General features: G+C 31.1%; 22 protein-coding genes and 1 riboswitch. Of the genes, 2 read left to right on the forward strand and 20 right to left on the reverse strand.

Annotated features, from left to right (window positions below):
• Window positions 1–47: 47 nt before the first annotated feature.
• Together COL3_RS06170 and COL3_RS06175 are read right to left on the reverse strand one after the other, a co-directional pair.
• Window positions 48–482, reverse strand: a complete 435-nt coding sequence (locus COL3_RS06170) for a MarR family transcriptional regulator (RefSeq protein ID WP_008427200.1) — start codon at window positions 480–482, stop codon at window positions 48–50.
• Window positions 483–626: 144 nt separating this feature from the next.
• Window positions 627–968, reverse strand: coding sequence for a helix-turn-helix domain-containing protein (locus COL3_RS06175; RefSeq protein WP_008427198.1), 342 nt, complete (start codon window positions 966–968; stop codon window positions 627–629).
• 133 nt (window positions 969–1,101) lie between these two features.
• Between COL3_RS06175 and COL3_RS06180 the strand changes: the two genes are divergently transcribed.
• Window positions 1,102–1,767, forward strand: coding sequence for an NAD(P)H-dependent oxidoreductase (locus COL3_RS06180; protein WP_008427197.1), 666 nt, complete (start codon window positions 1,102–1,104; stop codon window positions 1,765–1,767).
• 305 nt (window positions 1,768–2,072) lie between these two features.
• Window positions 2,073–2,789: a pseudouridine synthase gene (locus tag COL3_RS06185; RefSeq protein ID WP_008427195.1), complete on the forward strand. Its 717-nt coding sequence runs from the start codon at window positions 2,073–2,075 to the stop codon at window positions 2,787–2,789.
• A 408-nt stretch (window positions 2,790–3,197) separates the two neighbouring features.
• On the opposite strand, the gene COL3_RS06190 is transcribed toward COL3_RS06185, so the two are convergent.
• From COL3_RS06190 to COL3_RS06275, 18 genes are all read right to left on the reverse strand, one after another.
• Window positions 3,198–4,010 (reverse strand): lytic transglycosylase domain-containing protein, encoded by an 813-nt coding sequence (locus COL3_RS06190; RefSeq protein ID WP_008427193.1) that lies wholly within the window; start codon window positions 4,008–4,010, stop codon window positions 3,198–3,200.
• 54 nt (window positions 4,011–4,064) lie between these two features.
• Window positions 4,065–6,449, reverse strand: a complete 2,385-nt coding sequence (locus COL3_RS06195) for a triple tyrosine motif-containing protein (protein ID WP_008427190.1) — start codon at window positions 6,447–6,449, stop codon at window positions 4,065–4,067.
• A gap of 224 nt (window positions 6,450–6,673) precedes the next feature.
• Window positions 6,674–7,105, reverse strand: coding sequence for a YaiI/YqxD family protein (locus tag COL3_RS06200; protein ID WP_008427187.1), 432 nt, complete (start codon window positions 7,103–7,105; stop codon window positions 6,674–6,676).
• 6 nt (window positions 7,106–7,111) lie between these two features.
• On the reverse strand, window positions 7,112–8,461 hold the full coding sequence (locus tag COL3_RS06205; RefSeq protein ID WP_008427185.1) for a glucose-6-phosphate isomerase: 1,350 nt from the start codon (window positions 8,459–8,461) through the stop codon (window positions 7,112–7,114).
• Window positions 8,462–8,771: 310 nt separating this feature from the next.
• Complete coding sequence (locus COL3_RS06210; RefSeq protein WP_008427183.1) at window positions 8,772–9,116, reverse strand: hypothetical protein; 345 nt, start codon at window positions 9,114–9,116, stop codon at window positions 8,772–8,774.
• A gap of 291 nt (window positions 9,117–9,407) precedes the next feature.
• Entirely contained in the window at window positions 9,408–10,949 is a 1,542-nt protein-coding gene (gene guaA, locus COL3_RS06215; protein WP_008427181.1) for a glutamine-hydrolyzing GMP synthase, read from the reverse strand.
• A gap of 194 nt (window positions 10,950–11,143) precedes the next feature.
• Window positions 11,144–12,601, reverse strand: coding sequence for an IMP dehydrogenase (guaB, locus tag COL3_RS06220; protein WP_008427179.1), 1,458 nt, complete (start codon window positions 12,599–12,601; stop codon window positions 11,144–11,146).
• Between the two features lie 135 nt (window positions 12,602–12,736).
• A riboswitch (purine riboswitch) is annotated at window positions 12,737–12,834 on the reverse strand.
• Window positions 12,835–12,960: 126 nt separating this feature from the next.
• Complete coding sequence (locus COL3_RS06225; protein WP_008427178.1) at window positions 12,961–13,473, reverse strand: prepilin-type N-terminal cleavage/methylation domain-containing protein; 513 nt, start codon at window positions 13,471–13,473, stop codon at window positions 12,961–12,963.
• 210 nt (window positions 13,474–13,683) lie between these two features.
• Window positions 13,684–15,309 (reverse strand): chaperonin GroEL, encoded by a 1,626-nt coding sequence (gene groL / locus COL3_RS06230; RefSeq protein ID WP_008427176.1) that lies wholly within the window; start codon window positions 15,307–15,309, stop codon window positions 13,684–13,686.
• Window positions 15,310–15,396: 87 nt separating this feature from the next.
• A complete protein-coding gene (gene groES / locus COL3_RS06235) occupies window positions 15,397–15,681 on the reverse strand; it encodes a co-chaperone GroES (protein ID WP_008427174.1) in 285 nt (94 codons plus the stop codon).
• Between the two features lie 375 nt (window positions 15,682–16,056).
• Window positions 16,057–17,544, reverse strand: a complete 1,488-nt coding sequence (locus COL3_RS06240) for a 4Fe-4S dicluster domain-containing protein (protein WP_008427168.1) — start codon at window positions 17,542–17,544, stop codon at window positions 16,057–16,059.
• 345 nt (window positions 17,545–17,889) lie between these two features.
• Window positions 17,890–18,822 (reverse strand): DNA glycosylase, encoded by a 933-nt coding sequence (locus COL3_RS06245; RefSeq protein ID WP_008427165.1) that lies wholly within the window; start codon window positions 18,820–18,822, stop codon window positions 17,890–17,892.
• 26 nt (window positions 18,823–18,848) lie between these two features.
• Window positions 18,849–19,253 (reverse strand): C-GCAxxG-C-C family (seleno)protein, encoded by a 405-nt coding sequence (locus COL3_RS06250; RefSeq protein ID WP_008427163.1) that lies wholly within the window; start codon window positions 19,251–19,253, stop codon window positions 18,849–18,851.
• Window positions 19,254–19,426: 173 nt separating this feature from the next.
• Window positions 19,427–20,593, reverse strand: a complete 1,167-nt coding sequence (locus COL3_RS06255; protein WP_008427161.1) for an NADPH-dependent butanol dehydrogenase — start codon at window positions 20,591–20,593, stop codon at window positions 19,427–19,429.
• Between the two features lie 190 nt (window positions 20,594–20,783).
• Window positions 20,784–21,632 (reverse strand): 3-hydroxybutyryl-CoA dehydrogenase, encoded by an 849-nt coding sequence (locus COL3_RS06260; protein WP_008427158.1) that lies wholly within the window; start codon window positions 21,630–21,632, stop codon window positions 20,784–20,786.
• 211 nt (window positions 21,633–21,843) lie between these two features.
• A complete protein-coding gene (locus tag COL3_RS06265) occupies window positions 21,844–22,851 on the reverse strand; it encodes an electron transfer flavoprotein subunit alpha/FixB family protein (protein WP_008427156.1) in 1,008 nt (335 codons plus the stop codon).
• 22 nt (window positions 22,852–22,873) lie between these two features.
• Window positions 22,874–23,653 carry an electron transfer flavoprotein subunit beta/FixA family protein gene (locus tag COL3_RS06270; RefSeq protein ID WP_008427154.1) on the reverse strand — a complete coding sequence of 260 codons (780 nt, stop codon included), beginning with the start codon at window positions 23,651–23,653 and terminating at the stop codon, window positions 22,874–22,876.
• Window positions 23,654–23,666: 13 nt separating this feature from the next.
• Window positions 23,667–24,806, reverse strand: coding sequence for an acyl-CoA dehydrogenase (locus COL3_RS06275; RefSeq protein ID WP_008427152.1), 1,140 nt, complete (start codon window positions 24,804–24,806; stop codon window positions 23,667–23,669).
• Window positions 24,807–24,817 lie beyond the last annotated feature (11 nt).

The raw sequence follows: 24,817 nt of genomic DNA on the forward strand, positions 1-24,817 counted from the left end.
TATATTTTTTCGTACGCGTACGAATTATCTATCTGAAAAAAATGCCTTTAAAGCATTTTTATTATATTTTTAAGAGCTTTGTCTATATTTTCTTCAAGGATTGTTTTTTGATCTTCATCAAAATCTTTTAATATTATATCTAGAAATTCTTTCTCCATAGCTCTAAGCTTTTGTTTTATTATTACAGCCTCTGGAGTCAAACTGATATATACACTTCTCTTATCTTCAGAGCACATGCACTTATTTATCAATCCCTGACTCTCATACTTATTTATTATGTCAGACAAAGATGATTTTGATATTCTCCATATACTTGCTATTTCATTAAAAAGCAGTTTCGAACCATCCTCAGGTAGAATATCAAATAGAGTTATATGATTTTGTAATATAGGTAATCGCTCATCTTTTATTTTTTTTGTCAAAAATTTGTTCGATGCTTCAACAATTATATTCATTTTTCCAACGATACATTTGTTTTTCATTTTTACCACCTCATTCGTTCGGGTACGAATTAATTTTAAAATTTTATTCTCCATCTGTCAATATATTTTTTAAAATTTATATTATGATTTTTTTATTTTATTTAGTAACCAATTTCTCATTCAAAAAGTAACTAATTTAAACTCTCACTTCGTTTCTGATTGATAATTCATCCCCCAGTCATACATAGATTGAATTATTGGAGCCATAGAAACCCCAAGAGTTGTGAGTTCATATTCCACACGCGGAGGTACTTCTGCATATACTGTACGCTTTACAACCCCATCCCTCTCTAATTCACGTAATTGTAGAGTTAGGGTCCTGTGCGTCACATTTGACATTAATCTCTTAAGTTCATTAAATCGCTTTTTACCACCTAATAAACGATATAAAATAATCCCCTTCCATTTACCACTAATTATATTTAATGTCGTTTCTACAGGACATGGACGATTTGGACAATCTTGATTCATAATTTCTTCTTGCATATTTACTACTCCTTTAGTATAAAATAGATACTTAGGTAAGTTACTTTATATTATATATAAAAATTGTGCGTACTTCAACACAGTATCCAATAGTGCTAGACTTAATGTATATTAAATGAAAGGTGGTCTTAAAATGAATAATAAAAATCAAGAAATTATAAATGTATTTCAATTTCGTCATGCATGCAAGCAATTTGACCCTTCAAAAGTAGTATCTGAGGAAGATTTTAATACTATATTAGAGGCAGGACGTCTTTCTCCAAGTTCTTTTGGCTTCGAACCTTGGAAGTTTCTTGTGATTCAAAACGAAAAACTTAAAGAAAAATTATATCCTGTATCTTGGGGTGCACAAAATAGCTTTAACGGAGCTAGTTATTTTGTAATTCTTCTTGCACGTAAAAAAATTGATACAATTTACAGTGCAGAGTATGTTACCAGAATTATGTCCGAAGTTCAAAACCTTCCTCAGGATGTGGCTGATGGAAAAAGAGCAGCATTTGAGAGCTTCCAAAAAAATGATTTTAACTTATTAGAAAGCGACAGAGCACTCTTTGATTGGGCAAGTAAGCAAACTTATATTGCCCTAGGAAATATGCTAACTACAGCAGCTTTCCTGCAAATCGATTCTTGTCCAATTGAGGGCTTTAACATAGAAAAAGTCGAAAAAATTCTTCAAGAGGAAGGCGTTTTAGACACTGAGCACTTTGGAATTTCAGTTATGGCCAGCTTTGGATACCGCGCTAAAGAACCATATCCAAAGACAAGACAGCCTTTAGAATCAATAGTTCAATGGGTCTAAAAATTTTACTAAAAGTTGAGTCATAGCATCATATAGCTGTGACTCAACTTTTAACTTATATAAATGTTCGCCAATTATTCATTCTAAAACAGCTCACCAAAAGTAACTAATGTATAACTTTAATTCAAAATTAAAATCTATTAATTAAAATAAATTGCTGCATAAATATCCTCTGTAATATTAAAAATAAGTTAGTAAAACCATGTATAAATATGTTAAAGCTATTTTCTACTATGGTAAAATAACTCAATATATGATAATTTAAGATGAATACACTTTTAAATATTAAGATTGGAGTGAATAACTTGGAAAGATTAGATAAAGTAATTTCTAATTTAGGATATGGAAGCAGAAAAGATGTTAAATCCTTTGCTAAAAAAGGAATTATAGAAGTGGATGGTGCGATAATTAAAGATAGTGGATTTCTTGTTGATCCAGAAAAATCAGTTATAAAAGTTAATGGCGAAGAAATATTATATCGTAAATATATATACTTAATGATGAATAAACCTGACGGGGTTATATCTGCAACTCATGACAACAAAGATGAAACAGTTATTGATTTGCTAAACTTAGAACATCAGGTATTTGAACCTTTTCCAGTGGGAAGACTGGATAAAGATACTGTCGGTTTATTATTATTAACTAATGATGGTGAGCTTAATCACAGATTAATTTCTCCTAAATGGCATGTTGATAAGGTATATTATGCTGAGATTAATAAAAAAGTTGACGAGAACGATATAGAAGCATTTAAAAATGGAATCACTCTAGATGATGGATATAAATGTCTAGAAGCAAAACTTGAAATATTATCTAGCAGCGATGAAGGATCAGAAGTTAAAGTAACTATACAAGAGGGTAAATATCATCAGGTAAAAAGAATGTTTGAGGCCGTTGGGAAAAAAGTTATGTATCTTAAGAGAGAAGAATTCGGAGGTCTTTTACTAGATCCAGATTTAGAAGAAGGCGAATATAGAGAATTGACAAATGAAGAATTAAGCCTTTTAAAGAGTTATTAACGAATATTAAGTCATTTTGCAATAAAATCATTCATTTTTTCCAAAAATATTCACATTTTTTATTAAATTACTTGCATTATAAATAATAATACCCTATAATATTCTTGCAAGGATAAATAAAAGGAATATATAGCCCCCTTTTTATTTATTGCTTATTGCTTATTGCTAAAGCGCAACCTAGCCCCAAGGGTTGCGTTTTTTATTGCCCAAATTGAAAACATTTACTCCAACACGCAAATAATAATTAAATCATATTTTAGATTGTAAATTTTAAAATAATAACAAATAATAAAAACTGAATTTTAAAAAATCATAATCTTAAAATTATGATTTTTTTAATTCAGTTTTCTTACTTTTTATAATATTTATAAAGTCATCTACCTAGAAATGTTTTGAATAAAGAATATTCTAAAATCCATTTTTATAATATCCCATTACTTTAGGAACATAATTCTGAGTTTCTAACGGCATTTTATATAAGTCACCTGCTGATGAAACGCCTCTTCTCTGCATAGTTCCAGGTCCTCCGTTATAAGCCATAAGAGCCATTTCTACATTTCCATTATATTGATTTAAATATTCTTTAAGTAATTTTGCTCCACCATTAACATTTTGATTTATATCATATCCGTCTGTGATCCCTAAACCATCAAAGTTTTCTGGCATGATTTGCATTAACCCAGCTGCTCCCACACCTGATGCTGAATTTGGATCAAAGTCAGATTCTTGTTTTATTACAGCTAGTAATAAGTTTGAATCTATTCCATATTTTTTTGCTGCACTATTTACAGCGCTATATATTTTCTCCATATCAGCACCACTTTTTTTAGTAAAGGCTCTTGAATTATTTGCAAAATTAATATATCTATTATTTAAAATCATCGGAATATCTTCTAGCTTTTGTCCTGATACATATTTTTGAATTGCTTTAGCAAGTTCAACAGTATTTGCAGCATTTTTAGTTTTTGTATCTTCAGTATTTACTGCAGATTTATTATTTATTTCATTTTTAACATTTTTTAATGACTCAGCAGTATTTTCACTAGTCTTTTTTGATGATTCCATCAAATTTTGCATAACTAACTGAAATGCCAAGTTTGATTCGTCACTAACAGTACTATCTGCACCAGCATCTGAATCATTTGTCACTTGTCCATTCCCCATTAGGTTCATTGCTAATAGTTGTTCATTTGAAATATTATTTAAACCATCTATAGCCATTTTAAATAACCTTCCTCCACAATTTATCTTAAGTTTATTTTCGAACTATTTTTCTTAATCTTTAACGAAAAATGTTATTTCATCATAATCTTCATAACTAACCTTTTTATAATAACTCTTTGCTAATGCTAAAATCTTATATTTCCCTTTAGCGAATGGTATAAAGCTATAGTAATTCTTTCTACTATAAGTCTGTACGCTTTTCCACTCATTATTCTCCATTAAATAAAATTCATAGCAGACATCTTTTCCCCCTCTGCTTGTAGCTTCAAAGGTTAACTCTTCATTGACTCTACCCTCTAATTTATTTGCAATTATCTTAGTATCTATTACTGAAGAAGCTTCACTTACGTATAAACTTATTTGTTTTTTCGAATCATATTCGCCCGTGCACTTTACATTTTTTGCATAAAATTCAACTGTATACTTACCCGCAATTTTAGGTATAATTCTTAATTTCTTATTTTTCGAGAAACCAGTTTGTTCAACTGTATGTCCATTAATTTTGGTTTCATACTTAACCAAGACATTTTGAGTATTTTGAACAATGCATTCAAACTCTATAGCATCTCCAACTAAATAAGCCTCTTTATAAGGGAAAATTATATAATCTATCTCACCCGGTAAGTATTCCATTGCCTTTAAATATACAAATGTATGAGCATCATACTGCTTATTGGAATACTTGTCTTTAATCATTACCTCTACTTCATATTCACCAGCCTGCTTAGGTATAAAATTAATCCAATTAGATTTATTATAAGCTACATCCTCTAATTTTCTATTATCTTTTCTGATTATAAATGCATACTGAAGCTGTGTTCCTCCCTCACCATTTATCATTACATTAACGGGTTCACCAATTATAATTTTCTTCTCCTTATCAATTACTATATCTAAAATTTTTACCGGTTTCTTCCCCTTTTTTTCAATTGTAAACGCAATTTTTTTAGTATCCTCATACTCACCTTTGTAATTTATGTCTTTAACATATAATATTATTTCATATTCCCCGGCTTCCATAGGTTTCCAAGAAAATTCACTTTTTTCAGTATAACCAGTATCCTCTTCAATAGGACCCTTTACTTTATATTTATATAGTAAACTATTCCCTCCTTGCACTTCTGAAGTAAATTTTATTTCAGTTTCACTAGCTTGGGGAGAATTCAAATCAGCTACAAAACTATTAATCTTAATATCCTTATAAGGCTTAACATTATATACTAAAACAGCCCTATCATCGTATTGTTTATTTGATAATATGCTCTTTACAAGGCACAAAATTCTGTAACTTCCAGCCTCCATTTCCTTATAATAAACATCATTTTTTGTAGAATAATCTTGTATGCAAACTGACCTTCCATCCTTGTAAATCTTATAAAATTTATATAAGACTACCATCTCATCTTTTTCTATTTGCTCTGTTTTAATGTTAGTTTCTACTTCAAATTCAAGTTTTTCCCCAACGATTAAAGATTTACTTAAGCATTTAAAATTTGTTATTTCTACTTTGCTAATATTTTTAACATTTACTTTTATAGTCCTGTAATCCTCAAAACTTTCAGCAGACTCCATTCTCTTACATTGAATTAAAAACTCTTTCTCTCCTGCTTCAGTAGCTGTATATTTCAGAGTATTATTTCTCTCATAATCTCTAACTATATTCCACTCATCTCTTTTTCTTATGTAAAATCTATATAAATTCACATTCTCATTTTTAGCTTTTACTTCTATAGAACACTTTTCTCCAACTGTAATTTCCTTCTTATCAATTAAAATATCATTTATAAGACACAATTCATTTTCACTATTGTTAACTAAGTCTCCCTTTGATACTAGCTCACCTTTTTTCAATATTGCTTCATTAAATACAAAATTTGAATTATATTCTCCAATTAATTTTTCTTCAGTTTCTGTAACATCTGTCTTATATTCATTATCAGAAAGAGCTATTTCTTTTTGAACATCATCATTTTTTACCAAGATCTTTTTTTCAGTATCTGAAATATCTTTAACATCTAGAAATACTACTTTTTCTTCTGGATTGCCTAGTGCATCTTTAAATTCTACATTAAGTTCATTCTCACTCATAAATTTTTCACCAGTTGTTTCTTCAATTACAGAGTTATCACTCTCATCCTTAACTATAGAGTAGCCCTCTTTAGCTAAATAATCTAAAGACTTTTTCCCATCCTTTTCTCTAGCTTGAACCATAACCATATACTCTCCTTCCATTTTAGGTTTCCACACGCACTTATTTTCCTCTGAAAATTCTTGAATAGTGTTCCATACTCCACCCTTACCAACTATAAATTTATATTCTAAACTTTCTGCTCCTCTATTATCTATTTTACTTAATATATTTATTTCTGTCCCAATTCTTTGTGGCGTTTGTTTATCAAAAATTATCTCAACATATTTCAACTGAAGTTTCTCCATAAAAACCCATACTCCTTTCACTATGCTTCCCAAACAAATCCCTATTATTATATTATACTTTTATTCCATTATTTGTAAATAACTTCAGCTGATTTTTATTTTGATTATAGCATATTTCTTTTAAGAAACTCATATATATATGGCAATTTTTTATTGGTAATATGAGGTTTTATAATTAATGTTGAGTACAAAAAAAGAAGCTCCAATATTAAGCTTCTAAAATATTAACTCCTTATGAGTTTTATTAAGTTTTTTTCCAATCTCAAATCATCTTCTTCTGTTCTTTTTTTAGGATTTACAGTTCTTCCTCCGCTTTTCCTAATTTTTTGAGAAATATGCCTTTCTTCTAATAATCTATCGATATTTTTTTCATCATATATGAAACCCTTAGGATTTATAACTTTTGCCTTTTTTGATAAACATATTGCAGCCACACCATAATCTTGTGATACAATTATATCTCCACTTTTAGTTTCATTCATCACATACATATCCACACTTTGAAATCCGCTATCTACAATCCTAACTTCACTATAATTACTTTGAATAAAATGATTAATATCACAATAAATTACTATTGGAATCTCATATTCTTTTCCTACTTTTTCAATAATAGAGATGCCAGGACAGGCATCTCCATCAATTACTATTTTCATATTTAATTAAAGTCTCTTTTCTAGTTCTGCCTTGATATCTTCATATCCTGGCTTTCCTAATAAAGCAAACATGTTTTTCTTGTATGCTTCAACACCTGGTTGATCAAATGGATTTATACCTAATAGGTGGCCACTGATTCCACAAGCTTTTTCGAAGAAGTAAACCATATATCCAAAGTAATATGCTGAAATTTCAGGTACATTTAATACCATGTTTGGTACTCCACCATCATTATGAGCTAGTAAAGTTCCTTGGAATGCCTTCTTATTAACGAAATCCATAGTCTTTCCAGCCAAGAAATTTAATCCATCTAAATCACTATCAGCTTCTTCTATGTTGATTTCATATTTTGCTTTTTCAACATTTATAACCGTTTCAAAAAGTATTCTTCTTCCATCTTGGATATATTGTCCCATTGAGTGAAGGTCAGTTGAAAAATCTACTGCAGCAGGAAATAACCCTTTTTGATCTTTCCCTTCAGATTCTCCATATAATTGCTTCCACCATTCATTAAAGTAATGAAGAGATGGTTCATAGTTTACCAATACTTCAATTGATTTTCCTTTATTGTATAATGCATTTCTAACTGCAGCATATTTATAAGCATCATTTTCCTTAAGAGATGGATTTGAATAAACTTCTCTTGCATCTGCAGCACCTTTCATCATTTCATCTATATCTATTCCAGCAGCAGCTATTGGTAATAATCCAACTGCTGTTAATACTGAAAATCTTCCTCCAACATCATCTGGAACTACAAAGCTCTCATATCCTTCAGCATCAGCTAACGTTTTTAATGCTCCCCTAGCTTTATCAGTTGTAGCATATATTCTCTTTCTAGCTTCTTCTACTCCATATTTGTTTTCTAAATATGTTCTTAAAACTCTAAATGCAATTGCAGGTTCTGTAGTAGTTCCTGATTTTGAAATTACATTTATACTTATATCTTTTCCTTCAACTGCTTGTAAAAGTTCTGCCATGTATGATGAACTAATATTGTTTCCTACATAAAAAATCTTAGGTGCTTTTCTTTTATCACTATCTAATGCATTGTGAAAATTACTTGTTAGCATTTCAATAGCAGCTCTAGCTCCTAGATATGATCCACCTATTCCAATTACTATTAAAGCATCTGAATCTGATTGAATTTTCTCAGCTGCTTTTTTTATTCTAGCAAATTCATCTTTATCATAATTTACTGGAAGATCAATCCACCCTAAAAAGTCATTTCCTGCTCCTGTTTTATTGTGTAACTTATCATGAGCACTTTTAACCATTTCTTCCATATAATCAACTTCAGTTAGGTTTAAATAAGGTGCAACTTTTGATAAATCTAACGATATACTTTTACTCATTTTCTTATCCTACCTCCATACATAAATCTTAATTATAAATCTATCTTATTATATCACAAAATATCCAAATCATATCTTTACTTTTAGTTTTTTCACAAAAATATAACTTTTAACTATATTATTTAGATTATTTTCTAAACTTCCTCCTAAGCTTATTCTTCTATTATTATAAATTAATATACATACTTACTTTACAAGCTTATTTAAAATTGTAAATTGATTTATTATATATGCTAAATATCTGAGAAAAAAGAGGAATACAAAGCGTATCCCTCTTTTTTTACTATATTATTTTATATAAAACTTGCTTTTAACAGCAAGTAGACTTGCAACGACAAACTTTATTTTTCTTTATATATTCTAAAACTTCTTGTTTAGCCTTCTCATATCCATCTTTAAAACCTTCTTCATATCCCTCAACTTGTCCTTTTTCACGCCCATCATTGAATCCATCACAATATCCATCTCTATAACCTTTATTATAAGCATCTTCCGCAACTTTAGCACAAGGATCAGGGCATTTACGATGGCATTTTGGAGCGCATGGAGGAGGTGGGCAATGACGAGGTGGACATTTTCTTCTGTTCATGTTACAGCTACATGGTTCTTCTTTATTATATTCTCTACATTCTCGGCTATTAATTTCGTTTTCCATTTTCTTCTCTCCTTTGTAATTTACTACAATATCGTTTGTGGCAATAATCTTTTTTGAAATATTTAAAAATATTATAATTGGCTAATATTATTTTATGCTGAATCATTATATTTGTTATTAATTATGTAAAAATATCTATTTTATTTACTCTATAACAACTATTAAGTAAAATAAATATGTATAGCTATTAAAATATAAAAAAGCAGCTTAGATATTATCTTTTAAGATAATATCTAAGCTGCTATGTTCTTTATTAACTTAGCTAAATACACTATTTAACAAACTTCATATCTATTCAAATTCTATAGTAGCTGGTGGTTTTCCTGTGCAATCATACATTACACGATTTACACCTTTTACTTCATTTACAATTCTAGTTGTTACTTTTCCAAGCACTTCCCATGGAAGCTCTGCTGATTCTGCAGTCATGAAATCACTTGTAGTTACAGCTCGAAGGGCAATTGCATAATCATATGTTCTTTCATCACCCATAACACCTACCGAACGCATATTAGTAAGAGCTGCAAAGTACTGGCCAATTTCTTTATCAATACCTGCTTTTGCAATTTCTTCACGATAAATTGCATCTGCTTCTTGAACTATTTTAACTTTTTCAGCTGTTACTTCTCCAATGATACGTATTCCAAGTCCTGGACCTGGAAAAGGTTGCCTAAATACTAATTTTTCAGGTATACCAAGTTCAAGTCCTGCCTTACGTACTTCATCTTTAAATAATAATCTAAGAGGCTCTATTATCTCTTTAAAATCAACATAATCAGGAAGGCCTCCAACATTATGATGTGATTTTATAACTGCTGATTTTCCAAGACCACTTTCAATTATATCTGGATAAATAGTTCCTTGTACAAGATAATCAACGGTTCCTATTTTTTTAGCTTCCTCTTCAAATACTCTGATGAACTCTTCACCAATTATTTTTCTCTTTTGCTCCGGTTCTTCTACTCCAGCTAACTTTTCATAAAATCTTTCTTGTGCATTTACACGAATGAAATTCAAATCATATTGACCATTAGGTCCAAATACTTCTTCAACTTCATCGCCTTCATTTTTACGAAGTAATCCGTGGTCAACAAATACACATGTTAATTGTTTTCCAACAGCCCTTGAAAGTAATACTGCTGCTACAGATGAATCAACTCCTCCTGATAATGCACATAATACTTTGCCATTTCCAACCTTTTCACGAATTTCTTCAATTGTCTTTTCAACAAATGAATCCATTTTCCAATCTCCAGAACATCCACAAATATCATATACAAAATTCGAAAACATCTTTGTTCCTTCTTGTGTATGCATTACTTCTGGGTGAAATTGAACTGCATATAGATTTTTTTCTTCACATTCCATACCTGCAACTGGACATACTGGAGTATTTGCTACTATTTTAAAACCTTCTGGTGCTTTTTCTATATAATCTGTATGACTCATCCAGCAGATTGTAGATGGTGATACACCTTTAAAAATTTTTGATTCTACGTTAACATCAACTTTTGTCTTCCCATATTCACTTACAGGCGCTGTTGCAACTTTTCCTCCAAGAATATGTGACATTAATTGTGAACCATAGCATATTCCAAGTATGGGAATTCCAGCTTCTAATAATTCTTTATCACATAAAGCAGAACCTTCACCATATACACTATTAGGCCCACCTGTAAATATTATTCCCTTTGGATTCATTTCTTTTATTTTATCAACGCTTAAAGTATGTGGATGAACTTCACAATATACATTGCATTCTCTAACTCTTCTAGAAATCAATTGATTATATTGTCCGCCGAAATCAATAACTAAAATTAATTCTTTATTCATGGTTTCCTCCTAAACTGTTCTTATAGTTTCTATTATCAACTAAATAAATCTTTTTATCAATAAATTATGACAATTTTCACCGAAAAATTTATAAATATTAATATTGAAAGCCCCTAATAATTATTACTTAAATAAATTAAGTAATGCACAGTTCACATAAGTGGTAATTTTTATGATAGTGAACTGTCATTTTATTATTGTCCTACACTATAGTTAGGCGCTTCTTTAGTGATATTAATATCGTGTGGATGACTTTCTCTATATCCAGATGCTGTCTGAACAACAAAATTAGCTGTTTCATATAATAAATCAAAATTCTTTGCTCCTAGATATCCCATTCCTGATTGAATTCCGCCCATTAATTGAAATATAGTATCTGAAACAAATCCCTTATATGCTACTCTTCCTTCTACGCCTTCTGGAACTAATTTTTTATTACCTTCTTGGAAGTATCTATCTTTAGATCCACATTCCATAGCCGCTAAAGATCCCATTCCTCTATAAACTTTATAACTTCTTCCTTGATATATTTCCATTTCTCCTGGTGCTTCTTCGCATCCTGCAAATAGCGATCCCATCATAGCAACAGATGCCCCAGCTGCTAAAGCTTTTACTACATCCCCTGAATACTTAAGTCCACCATCAGCAATTACAGGTATTCCATATTTTCTACCAACTTCTGCACAATCCATAACAGCTGTTAATTGCGGAACCCCAACTCCTGCAACTACTCTGGTTGTACAAATTGATCCAGGTCCAATACCAACCTTAACACAGTCTGCTCCAGCTTTTATTAAATCTTCTGTAGCCTCGGCTGTAGCAACATTTCCAGCTATGACTTGAAGGTTTGGATACACCTCTTTAATTTTCTTAACAGCATCTAAAACACCTTTTGAATGCCCATGAGCTGTATCAAGTGTTATGACATCAACTTGAACTTTAACTAATGCCTCCACTCTCTCCATCATGTTTCCTGTAACACCTACAGCTGCTCCGCATAATAATCTACCTTTATTATCTTTTGCTGCATTTGGAAATTTCTTTACTTTTTCAATATCTTTCATTGTTATTAATCCTTTTAAAACACCATCTTTATCAACTAAAGGCAGCTTTTCAACTTTGTGTTTCTTAAGGATCTCTTTTGCTTCTTCTACTGTTGTAGTTTCTGGTGCAGTTATTAGGTTATCCTTTGTCATTACTTCTGAAATCTTTTTTTGATAATCTGTTTCAAAGATTATATCTCTATTAGTAATTATTCCTATTAATCTTCCCTCTTTTGTTGTAATAGGAACTCCTGAAATTCTATATTGAGCCATTAGGTTCTCTGCATCCTGAATTAAATGATCTTGCGATAAAAATATAGGATCTGTGATAACTCCATTCTCCTGTCTCTTAACTCTATCTACTTCTTTAGCCTGTTCTTCGATAGTCATATTTTTATGTATAATTCCGATTCCGCCTTCTCTTGCCATAGCTATTGCCATCTTTGATTCTGTTACTGTATCCATTCCTGCACTCATTAATGGAATGTTTAATTCTATTGTCTTAGTTAATTTTGTTTTTGTGCTTACTTCCCTTGGTAGTATTTCTGATCTGTTTGGTACTAATAATACATCATCGAAAGTATATGCTGTCTTAATTATTTTAGCCATTATAAATCCTCCTTGATTTTGAATATTTTAATTCATTTTCTATGATAAATGATTTATTTCCTGCATTATTTATATATAAAAAAAGCACATTAACTCCAAAAGTGATGTTAATATGCTAGTAATAGTTTCAATTTAGCGTATAACAAAATCACTTATAGTCGGAATTTTACGGTTTCCGGTAGATACTCCCTGCCATATCCAGGGTATATACAAGTTTTTAAATGTGCTATATTTTGAATTAAAACTATTATAATGTATGTATAATCTAAAGTCAATAAATTTGAAATAAAAATTGCATATTTAAATAATAATGTAATTTAATTTTAATTACTGACAAGTTTTTGTTTAAAAATCAACTTTTATTTATTATCATTGCTATCTTTGTTATCTTTGTTATCTTTATCAGTAGATTTAGAAATTGTAGAAGGATTTAATACATCTGTATCATCAGCCAAATCAAATTCGGCTCCGTTTAATATATCATAACAATTCTTTATACTTGTAGAGTCAACATTTAAGTTGTTTAAATCGACACCCTCCAAATATTTACTTACACCTTTATTAGTAATAATACTACCTACTGCCACACTATCACTTAGTGCCGGATCATGTCTTAAATTATATGATTCAACAGCCATTACAACTTTCCTACACTGGTCCACAACCTTCACTTTTTTAGCTTCTTTAATATATCCAGTTACTTTAGGAAGTATTATAACTGCTAAAATTCCTATAATAGCTATTACTGCTATAACCTCAATTAACGTAAATCCCTCCTTCTTTTTATTACCTAGATGCTTATGTCTACAAGTTTTCCTAGTTAAAACTTCAACGGATTTGCAATTTTTAATTTCATTTTTTATATAATTCATTTTTTACCTTCTTTCTTTCTAAATTATTTTATATTTTAATTATGCCTAGTTTGTATTTTTTTATACAAAATATGGTTAATTATGAATATTAAGTCATAAAAACTATCTTCAGAACCGAAAAACAGGTAAAAAAAAGGCAAGCATTTATAATAAATGCTTGCCTTTATAATCAACCTAATAATTAATATTCTTTTATTATTTACTTGTTTTTTAGTACATTCCATCCATTCCCATTCCTGGAGCACCTGGCATTGCTGGTTCTTTTGCTGGAATATCAGCAACTGCTGCTTCAGTTGTTAAGAATGTTGAAGCTACTGATGCTGCATTTTGAAGAGCTGATCTAGTAACCTTAGTTGGATCAACTATTCCACCCTTAATCATGTTAATATATTGGTCGTGTAATGCATCGTATCCTATACCTGGTTCACTATTCTTAACTTTTTCTATTATTACTGAACCTTCTAGTCCTGCATTAGCAGCTATTTGTCTTACTGGTTCCTCTAATGCTTTAACTATTATATTTATACCAACTTGTGTATCAGGAACATCCGAAGTTAATTTTGCAACTTCTTTAATTGCATTAACATAAGCAGTTCCACCACCAGCTACTATTCCTTCTTCAACAGCAGCTTTTGTAGCAGCTAAAGCATCTTCAATTCTAAGTTTCTTTTCTTTTAATTCAGTTTCTGTTGCTGCACCAACTTTGATTACTGCAACTCCACCAGCTAATTTAGCTAATCTTTCTTGTAGTTTTTCTTTATCAAATTCTGAAGTTGTTTCTTCGATTTGAGCTTTGATTTGGTTGATTCTTTCCTTAATTGCATTAGAATCACCTTTACCGTTAACTATAACAGTGTTTTCCTTATTAACTTTAACGCTGTCTGCTGTACCTAACATATCAATTGTAACTTCTTTTAACTCTCTTCCTAATTCTTCAGCTATAACAGTTCCACCAGTTAACGTTGCAATATCTTGTAACATTTCTTTTCTTCTATCTCCGAAGCCTGGTGCTTTTACCGCTACACAAGTAAATGTTCCTCTTAATTTATTAACTACTAATGTAGCCATTGCTTCTCCTTCAATATCTTCAGCAATGATTAACAACTTCTTACCTGATTGAACTATTTGTTCAAGTATTGGTAAGATTTCTTGAATACTTGAAATCTTTTTATCTGTAATTAATATATATGGATTATCTAAAACAGCTTCCATTTTTTCAGTATCTGTAGCCATATAAGGTGACACATATCCTCTGTCAAATTGCATACCTTCAACTACATCTAATTCTGTACCCATTGATTTAGATTCTTCAATAGTTATAACGCCTTCATTACCAACCTTTTCCATAGCGTCAGCTATTAATTTACCAACTTCTTCGTCAGCAGCTGAAATTGCAGCAACTCTAGCAATATCTTCTTTTCCATCTACTTGTTTAGATATCTTTTTAATTTCTTCAACAGCTTTATCTACAGCCATCTTTATACCAGTTCTTATTAGGATTGGATTAGCTCCAGCTGTAACATTTTTTAATCCTTCTCTGATTATTGCTTGAGCAAGTAAAGTTGCAGTTGTAGTTCCATCTCCAGCTACATCGTTAGTTTTTGTCGCAACTTCTTTAACTAGTTGAGCCCCCATGTTTTCATATGGATCTTCTAGTTCTATTTCTCTAGCAATTGAAACTCCATCGTTTGTAATTAATGGTGCTCCGAATTTTTTATCTAATACAACATTTCTACCTTTAGGTCCTAAAGTAACTTTAACTGTATCTGCAAGCTTATCTACACCTACTTGCATAGCTCTTCTTGCATCTTCTCCGAATTTTAACATTTTAGCCATTTATATAACACGCTCCTTTTTATATGTTATTTATTTTCTTATTAACTTACATTTTTATTTAATTATTCATTACACAAGTTATACTTACTATTCAACTATTGCTAGTATGTCATCTTGTTTTAGGATAGTATATTCTTCTCCATCTACCTTAACTTCTGTGCCAGCATATTTAGAGTATAAAACCTTATCTCCAACTTTTACTTCCATTGCTACTCTATTTCCGTCTACAACTGCCCCAGGACCTACTGCAACCACTTCTGCTTCTTGTGGTCTTTCCTTTGCAGTACCAGTTAAGACTATTCCACTTTTAGTCTTTTCTTCTGCCTCTAATTTTTTAATTACTACTCTTTCACCAAGTGGTTTAATGTTCATGAAAAACCCTCCTTAAAATATATATATAATTTATTGTTCTATTTAAATTTCTGTTAGCACTCATCATTGTCGAGTGCTAACATAATTATAATATCCTTTATAACCATATAATTCAAACATTACTTCTAATATTATATCCCTTTTTTCAGCGAATATTACTCTCTAGATTAAAATATATCTCATTTCCTTAATTTTTCTCCATTTTATTTATTATTATAAATTCATTCGTATTTTCGAAAAATAAACCTCATAAAAATAATTGCTAGTAAAAAGCACTAGCAATACTATACTCCTAATAAAGTACGAATTATAAATAACCAATAAAAAACTCTAATCAGCAGTTTATGCTAACTAGAGCTTTTTTATTCTTAAAAATTATCTTTCTAAATTTATATCATGATATTCTTGCAATGCATTATTAGATAGAACACTTTTTATTGTTGTTTGTTGGTTTAATTTTGTAAATGGCGCTTTAGCTTTTACTACTGATACAATTTTAGCAGCTCCATTTATACAACCACCTTCACACATCATACCTTCAATAAAGTTTCCTTGCAACTTTCCTGCCTTAGCCATTGTCATAGTTTTTTTGATTTCTGCTCCGCCAGAGACTTGAACAGGCTTAAATTCTACATTAACGCCTTTTTCTTGTACATAATTTTGTATTGCAGCAGTCAATCCTCCACCAACAGCAAAGTTTCTACCAAAAATTGATGCTTCATCAACTATTATATCATCACAAGATGCAGGATCAATTTCAAACGCATCAAATAAAGCTACTATCTCTTCAAAAGTTAATACATAATCAACAGCATCTTTTATTGATTCATTTAATGCTTCATTTTTCTTAGCGGTACAAGGTCCTACAAAAACTACCTTCGCATCTTTATCCTTAGCCTTTATATATCTACCTGTAGCTACCATAGGCGAAACAGTTCCAGAAATCCTCTCAGCTTGATCTGGCATCATTTTTTCAATGTAGCTTAAGAAACCTGGACAGCATGAATTTGTCATATAACTGTCTCCCTTTTCCATTCTTTCAACAAATTCATTACTTTCGTGTACAGTTACAGCATCTGCTCCACAGGCAGCCTCTAACATATCCTTAAAGCCTAGTGCCTTAATTGCATTTTTAACTTGTCCATAAGTTATCTTTGGTCCAAATTCCCCTGTTATTGCTGGTGCAACTACAGCGTATATATTTTCTTCTTTCATCAATTCATAAACAACTTTAACTAATGAACTCTTATCTTCAATAGCTCCAAATGGGCATGCTGACATACAAGCGCCACAATTTACACATTTGCTTTCTGTAATTTCAGCACTTAAATCTTCTGCATTATAGCTTAATGCTCCTGTAGGACATGATTTTTTGCAAGGTCTCATATCTTCTGCAATTGCATCATATGGACATGCTTTTTTACACATTCCACATTCTTTACATTTATCAGGTTCAATATATGCTCTTCCATTAACATATGTAATAGCTCCAAAATTGCATGAGCTTTGGCATTTATGTGCTACACAATTTCTACAAGCATCAGTAACCTGAAATTTCTTTGTTGGACATCTATCACATGCTTCTTTTATAACATATAATATTTGCTTTTCTTCTTCAACATCAACTAAATTTTGTCCATGCTTACCATTTGGCTTATAACCAGCTGCAAGTTTTGCTCTCTCTAACACTACATTTCTTTCTTGTTCAACAGTATCTCTATATGTTGGAGTATCTCCTACAATCATATCATAAGGAATTTTCTCTAGTTCTTCCTTATTTATTTTATTCTCTTTAGCTAACACTGCAACTCTAGTAAGAACTTCATGCTTTAACTTTAAAAGTTGATTTTCAAATTGAAACATTATACACACTCTCCCATGAATAATTTTTATCTTGTTGAATACTATGAGATAATTATAACATACTCTTGTTAAAATTATAACAAGTATTACGTAATTTAAATATTCTGAATTTTTCCTATATTCTTTTCATGTAATCTATGCTTAGTAATTATCTATTTTAGTACTTTTACAATAAATTTTATTTTCTCATTGTTACGAATTATTTGGAATAAAACTCAAAATATTCTACATCCTGTTAACATCTGAAAAGCTTTAAATGAAATAAAATAACATTCATTATGTACTCATTTGTTGTCTTTTTGTCAATCATATAAAATAAGCCTAGGAAATATCTCCTAGACTTTTTTATTCAACACTTATTTTATTTTCTCTAGCATAATAGAATAAATACTGCTGCGCAAATCCGGCTAATTTACCAAATTTATTTCTTCCAAAAATTCTAATTTTATTTAATGATGAGTCCTCTGCCCCATAAAAATGAATCATAGCACGCTTAACCCATACATCAACCGGAAATGCTGAAGTCTTTTCCATAGAAAACAGCATTATACAATCTGCTACTTTTGATCCAACTCCTTTAAATGATTGTAATGCACTATGACATTCATCATCACTTAAACTTCTAATATAGTTCAAATCATATTTAAGGTATGAGCTTTCCTCATCAACATTTCCATCACTCACTTCATTAATTGAAGCATTGTATACATTCTTAATTGTATCTAATATATATTTACTTCTAAATGATGCCCCTGTTTCTTGTATTTCTTCTAAACTTGCATCTTTAATTTCTTCTATACTTGGGAAAGCATAATATGTATTGCCTTTGTAATTAATTTCTTTTCCCCATTTAGTTGATATTTTATTTACTGTCTTTTTTATTGAAGGAATATTATTTCTAGCTGAAATAATAAAGCTAATGAGCATTTCAAATGGATCTTGATTCAAAACTCTAACTCCATACCCAAATTCAATACTCTTCTTAAGCAGAGGATCTTTTGAAAGCTCTTCCTTTATGTCCGAATAATCTCTATCTAAATCAAAATATCTAAGCCAAATAGTATAGAATTCCTCTTCAGTAGTATTATAAATTATTATATTACTGCCTTCTTCTTTTACTTCTATTAATTTTCCGAATGCAATAACAATAAAATCGTTCTCCTCTACCTCCCAGAATCTAAAAATCTGCCCACATTCAAATATATGCTTTAATTTAAAATTCTTAACTTCTTCAATTAATATGTAGTCATCATAAGATCTTACAGCTCTATAGTCCATTTGTAATTCTCCTCTTAAAGTTAATCTTAATTACTTTTCGCTTCAAGTATAATACCCTCTAAAATCTCGGCACCCACTTCTATCATTAGTGTACACCTTTTTACATTTATATATTCTTTCTTTAAATCAGCACATTTTACAAATCCGAGTTTTTCTTTAAACCGCTTAATAAACTCTCTAGTCATTTCTCTAACATGTGGACTCTTATGACCACTTATTTCGGTAAACATAATTCCTATCACTCCAATAGCTCCTGTAATAACTCCGCAAACATCACCAGTCGCCATTCCACCACCAAAGCCTGACATAACCTTTAAGGTTTCCTTAGTTAAATTTAAGTCGTATTCTTCATTTGCTGCATACATAATGCACTCTGCACAGTTTAAATCATATTCCTCATTCCAGTATTTTTTCGCCATCTCCTTTAACATTGTATCTCCCCTTTATCAAAAATAATTATCTATTAATATATTGTATCATTTAATTTATCAATATGGAATATTTAGTTAATTAAAAAATATTTTCTGTATTAATATTATGACTTGTAAAATAGAAGGTCCCAGAATGGCTTCTGGAACCTATGTCTAAACTATTATGATGAGCATTAAAAATCTACTTTATTTCCGTAATATACACATTCGAATATTTTCTTCATTTCATCCTTATTTATTTGTCTTGGGTTTGATCCAGTACAAGCATCTCCAACTGCTCTTTCAGCAATTAAGTCAACTTTTGCTTTAAATTCTTCTTCATCAATTCCATACTCTTTTAAAGTAAGTGGAATTGACATTTTTTTATTAAACTCTTGTATCAAACTAGTTAATGAATCAATTAACTCATCATTAGTTTGTCCATCTAATCCAAGACTCTTAGCAATTTTAGCATATCTATCTGATGCAGCTTTCTTATTAAAGTCAATTACATATGGTAAATATATTGCATTTGCACATCCATGAGGTATATGGAATACTGCGCCTGTTTTATGAGCCATACTATGAGTAATTCCTAATAATGCATTTGAGAACGCCATGCCTGCCAAACATTGAGCATAATGCATTTGTTCTCTTGCTTCATTATCCCCTTCATATGATTTAGCCAAATATTCATTAATCATTTCAATGGCTTGAATAGCTAATGGATCAGTAAATGGTGAATGCAGTGTTGCTACATAAGCTTCAATTGCGTGTGTTAATGCATCCATTCCAGTATGAGCTGTTAATGTAGGAGGCATTGTTTCAGCTAATTCTGAGTCTACTATAGCTATATCTGGAGTTATATTAAAATCGGCTAAAGGATATTTTATTTCAGTCTTATAATCTGTAATTACAGAAAATGCAGTTACTTCTGTTGCAGTACCACTGGTTGATGGAATAGCTAAAAATTTTGCTTTTTGCCTAAGCTCCGGTAATCCAAAAGGAACTACAGCTTGTTCAAAAGTAAAATCTGGGTATTCGTAAAATATCCACATTGCTTTAGCTGCATCTATTGGTGATCCACCACCCATGGATATTATCCAATCCGGATTAAACTCTCTCATTACTTCAGCGCCTTTAAATACTGTCTCAACTGAAGGGTCTGGTTCAACACCTTCTATTAATTTAACTTCTATGCCGGCTTCATTTAGGTAACTTACGGCTTTATCAACAAATCCAAATTTCTTCATTGATCCGCCACCAAGTACTAACACTGCTTTTTTTCCTTTAAGATTTTTTAGTTGCTCTAATGATCCCTTTCCATAATAAACGTCTCTTGGTAATGTAAATCTCATCATAATTTTGATACCCTCCTAGAAATGTTAAATTTAATGTAGGAATATTCAGAAAATTTTCCTATATTACATATATTTCTATATAAATTATTAAATTCCTCTCTATTTAGAATAAAAAAAAATCCTCAAAAGCAAATTTTCTTTTGAGGACTTTCAAACATATAATTTATTTAAATCTATTACTTACAATACATTATTTAGAATAATCGTAGAATCCTTTTCCTGATTTTCTTCCAAGCCATCCAGCTCTAACATATTTTCTTAATATGCTGCTAGCTCTGTATTTGTTATCACCTGTTTCAGTGAATAAAACATCCATGATAGCTAAGCAAACATCTAATCCTATAAGGTCTCCTAATGCTAAAGGCCCCATTGGGTGACCAGCACCAAACTTCATAGATGTATCTATATCTTCAACTGAAGCAATTCCTTCTTGTAGGATGAAAGTAGCTTCGTTGATCATTGGAATTAAGATTCTGTTTACAACGAATCCTGGTGCTTCAGCAACTTCTACTGGAGCTTTTCCGATTGCTTCAGATAATTCTTTAACTGCATCAAAAGTTTCTTGAGAAGTTGCAGCTCCTCTGATAACTTCAACAAGCTTCATTACTGGAGCTGGATTAAAGAAGTGCATTCCGATAACTTTATCAGGTCTCTTTGTAGCTGAAGCAACTTCAGTAATTGATAAAGATGAAGTGTTTGAAGCTAAAATTGTTTCTGGCTTACAGATTGCATCTAATTCAGCAAAGATTTCCTTTTTAATTTTCATGTTTTCGATTGCAGCTTCAACTACTAAATCGCAGTCAGCAGCTAAATTCATGTCAGTTGTTCCTGAAATTCTAGAAAGAATTTCTTCTTTAACTTCTTCAGTCATCTTTTCTTTAGCAACTAATTTTTCTAATCCTTTAGCGATTCCAGCTATTCCTCTATCAACAAATTCATCTTTGATATCTCTTACTATTACTTCACAACCCTTTTGAGCGAATGCTTGAACGATACCAGCACCCATAGTTCCTGCTCCAAGTACAAAAATCTTTTTCATGAATTATTCCTCCTCAAATTTAACATTATAGATATCCGTAGATAAAATGATTATATTTTATCTACGGATTAATTCATATTCTAGCTTTGTAAAATAATTATTAAGCACGTTAAATAATTATTTAGTATGTTAATTAATTATTTTTCCTGTAATATTATTAACTTTTAAAATTAGAATATTACAAGAATTTATTACAAGTAGTTAACTTATATTATTCAGCATCCTTAAATTCTTTAACTTGAGCTATTAATTCTGGTACTACTTTAGCAAGGTCTCCAACTATTGCATAATCTGCAATTTTCATTATTGGAGCTGAATCATCTTTATTTACAGCAATGATTAAGTCAGAATCTTGCATACCAGCAACGTGTTGAATAGCTCCAGAAATACCACAAGCTATATAAATTTGAGGTCTAACAGTTTTACCAGTTTGACCAACTTGGTATGCTCCGTCAATCCATCCTTTTTCTACAGCTGCTCTTGATCCTGCTACAGTTCCACCTAAAGCAGCAGCTAATTCTTCAAGTAGTTTGAAGTTTTCTTTGTTTCCAACTCCTCTACCACCTGCAACTATGAAATCAGCTTCAGCTATATCTACGATATCTTTTTTAGCTTTAATAGTTTCTAAAACTTTAGTTCTAACATCGCTATCAGCTAATTTAACTTCAACTTTTTCAATTGTACAGTTTGATGGATCAGTAGTGATTTTTGCAAATACCCCTGGTCTTACTGTAGCCATTTGTGGTCTGTGTTCTGGACATGCAATTGTAGCCATTAAGTTACCACCGAATGCTGGTCTTGTAGCTAAAAGATCTCCATTTTCACCTTCAACAGCAAGTGATGTACAGTCAGCAGTTAATCCTGTTGATAATCTAGCAGCTATTCTTGGACCTAAGTCTCTTCCTATGAAAGTAGCTCCTACAAATAATATTCCTGGCTTTCTTTCATTTGCTAAATCACAAATAACTTTTGTGTAAGCATCAGTTGTGTAATGTTCTAAGTTCTTATCATCAGCAACTAAAACTTCATCAGCTCCATGTTCAGCTAATGTTTTTGCTAGTGCTTCTATATTATTTCCTAGTAATAAAGCTGTTAACTTTACTCCTAACTCATCAGCAATTCTTCTACCTTCTCCAAGTAGTTCTAAAGATACTTTTTGTAATTCGCCTTCTCTTTGTTCAGCAAAGACCCAAACGCCTTTGTAATCTGCTATATTCATAATAAATTACCCTCCTATTATCTTAGATGTAGTGTTTTTCTTTTAATTTTCCAACAACATAGTATGCTGCATTTTTTGGTGCTTCTCTAACGATTTCTCCTGCACCTTTAACTTCTTTAGTCATAGATTTCTTAACCTTTGTAGGTGAACCCTTAAGTCCTAATTCAGCTACATCTACATCTATATCAGCTGCGCTCATAACTTTGATTTGATCATCAGAAGTTGAGAATATATTTGCAACATGCATATATCTAGGTGCATTTAATTCTTCAATTGCAGTTAATAGACATGGAGTTTTTACTTCTACTACTTGATGTCCATCTTCTAATGCTCTATTCACTATTAATGAATTTCCTTCAACTTTAACGTCTTGAACGTAAGTTACTTGAGGAATATTTAAATGTTCAGCTATTTCTGGTCCAACTTGTGCAGTATCTCCATCAATCGCTTGTCTTCCAGCAAATACTATATCATAATCTAATTTCTTTATAACACCAGCTATTGCTTTTGAAGTAGCTAAAGTATCAGCTCCTCCTAGTGCTCTATCTGTTAATAGGATAGCTTCATCAGCACCCATACATAATGCTTCAGTTAAAGTTGCCTTAGCCATTGGAAGCCCCATGCTTACCACGGTAACTTTTCCACCAAGTTTTTCTTTTAATTGTAATGCACCTTCTAATGCATGTTTATCTTCTGGATTCATTATTGATGGTACACCATCTCTTATTAATGTACCAGTTTTTGGATCTATTTTTACAGCTGTAGTATCTGGAACTTGTTTTACACAAACTACTATATTCATTATAAAAGTCCTCCTATCTTAAAATGCTTCCTGCGATAACCATCTTTTGAACTTCTGAAGTTCCTTCATAGATTTCAGTTATCTTAGCATCTCTCATCATTCTTTCTACTGGGTATTCTTTAGTGTATCCATATCCACCAAAGATTTGAACTGCTTTAGTTGTAACTTCCATTGCAACATCTGCTGCAAATAATTTAGCTCTTGCAGCATCAAGTGAGTAAGGCTCTCCAGCTTGCTTCTTAGTTGCAGCTAAGTATACTAGGTATTTAGCTGCTTGGATTTTAACATCCATTTCAGCAATATACCATTGTAATCCTTGGAATGCTGATAATGGCTTACCAAATTGTTTTCTTTCTTTCATATAGTTAACAGCTTCTTCAAAAGCTCCTTCTGCTATACCTAAAGCTTGAGCTGCTATACCAATTCTTCCTCCATCAAGAGTCTTCATTGCTATACCAAATCCCTTACCTTCTTGGCTTAATAAGTTTTCTTTTGGAACTATACAGTTTTCCATTACTAATTCAGTAGTTGAAGATGCTCTGATACCCATCTTGTTTTCTAATTTTCCTACTGAGAATCCTGGGAATGATTTTTCTACGATGAATGCAGAAATTCCTTTAGTTCCTTTTGATTTATCTGTCATAGCAAAAATTATGAAAGTTTCAGCAACTCCACCATTTGTTATGAATATTTTTGAACCATTTAAGATATAGTTATCTCCATCTAATACAGCGGTTGTTTGTTGTCCAGCAGCATCTGTACCAGCACCTGGTTCAGTTAATCCGAAAGCACCAATTTTCTTACCACTGCAAAGATCTGGTAAATATTTTTCTCTTTGTTCTTTAGTTCCATTTTCATTAATTACTGATGCACATAATGATGTATGAGCTGAAAGTATAACACCTGTAGTACCACAAACTTTTGATAATTCTTCTACAGCTATTATGTATGAAAGAACATCTCCGCCTGCTCCACCAAATTCCTTAGCAAATGGGATACCCATTACTCCTAATTCAGCCATCTTTTCAACATTTTCCATAGGGAATCTTTCTGTTTCATCAATTTCAGCAGCTATTGGCTTAACTTCATTTACTGCGAATTCTCTGATCATTTGTTGTACTAATTGTTGTTCTCTAGTTAATTTGAAATTCATTAAATTACCCT

This window comes from Clostridium sp. LS (assembly GCF_002760435.1).
In the GTDB taxonomy this organism is placed as follows: Bacteria; Bacillota; Clostridia; order Clostridiales; family Clostridiaceae; genus Clostridium.

Excerpts from the sequence above, each read along its gene's own strand:
- COL3_RS06170 (WP_008427200.1), bottom strand. The coding sequence starts at position 482 with ATGAAAAACAAATGTATCGTTGGAAAAATGAATATAATTGTTGAAGCA.
- COL3_RS06175 (WP_008427198.1), bottom strand. The coding sequence starts at position 968 with ATGCAAGAAGAAATTATGAATCAAGATTGTCCAAATCGTCCATGTCCT.
- COL3_RS06180 (WP_008427197.1), top strand. The coding sequence starts at position 1,102 with ATGAATAATAAAAATCAAGAAATTATAAATGTATTTCAATTTCGTCAT.
- COL3_RS06190 (WP_008427193.1), bottom strand. The coding sequence starts at position 4,010 with ATGGCTATAGATGGTTTAAATAATATTTCAAATGAACAACTATTAGCA.
- COL3_RS06195 (WP_008427190.1), bottom strand. The coding sequence starts at position 6,449 with ATGGAGAAACTTCAGTTGAAATATGTTGAGATAATTTTTGATAAACAA.
- COL3_RS06200 (WP_008427187.1), bottom strand. The coding sequence starts at position 7,105 with ATGAAAATAGTAATTGATGGAGATGCCTGTCCTGGCATCTCTATTATT.
- COL3_RS06205 (WP_008427185.1), bottom strand. The coding sequence starts at position 8,461 with ATGAGTAAAAGTATATCGTTAGATTTATCAAAAGTTGCACCTTATTTA.
- COL3_RS06210 (WP_008427183.1), bottom strand. The coding sequence starts at position 9,116 with ATGGAAAACGAAATTAATAGCCGAGAATGTAGAGAATATAATAAAGAA.
- guaA (WP_008427181.1), bottom strand. The coding sequence starts at position 10,949 with ATGAATAAAGAATTAATTTTAGTTATTGATTTCGGCGGACAATATAAT.
- guaB (WP_008427179.1), bottom strand. The coding sequence starts at position 12,601 with ATGGCTAAAATAATTAAGACAGCATATACTTTCGATGATGTATTATTA.
- COL3_RS06225 (WP_008427178.1), bottom strand. The coding sequence starts at position 13,473 with ATGAATTATATAAAAAATGAAATTAAAAATTGCAAATCCGTTGAAGTT.
- groL (WP_008427176.1), bottom strand. The coding sequence starts at position 15,309 with ATGGCTAAAATGTTAAAATTCGGAGAAGATGCAAGAAGAGCTATGCAA.
- groES (WP_008427174.1), bottom strand. The coding sequence starts at position 15,681 with ATGAACATTAAACCACTTGGTGAAAGAGTAGTAATTAAAAAATTAGAG.
- COL3_RS06240 (WP_008427168.1), bottom strand. The coding sequence starts at position 17,544 with ATGTTTCAATTTGAAAATCAACTTTTAAAGTTAAAGCATGAAGTTCTT.
- COL3_RS06245 (WP_008427165.1), bottom strand. The coding sequence starts at position 18,822 with ATGGACTATAGAGCTGTAAGATCTTATGATGACTACATATTAATTGAA.
- COL3_RS06250 (WP_008427163.1), bottom strand. The coding sequence starts at position 19,253 with ATGTTAAAGGAGATGGCGAAAAAATACTGGAATGAGGAATATGATTTA.
- COL3_RS06255 (WP_008427161.1), bottom strand. The coding sequence starts at position 20,593 with ATGATGAGATTTACATTACCAAGAGACGTTTATTATGGAAAGGGATCA.
- COL3_RS06260 (WP_008427158.1), bottom strand. The coding sequence starts at position 21,632 with ATGAAAAAGATTTTTGTACTTGGAGCAGGAACTATGGGTGCTGGTATC.
- COL3_RS06265 (WP_008427156.1), bottom strand. The coding sequence starts at position 22,851 with ATGAATATAGCAGATTACAAAGGCGTTTGGGTCTTTGCTGAACAAAGA.
- COL3_RS06270 (WP_008427154.1), bottom strand. The coding sequence starts at position 23,653 with ATGAATATAGTAGTTTGTGTAAAACAAGTTCCAGATACTACAGCTGTA.
- COL3_RS06275 (WP_008427152.1), bottom strand. The coding sequence starts at position 24,806 with ATGAATTTCAAATTAACTAGAGAACAACAATTAGTACAACAAATGATC.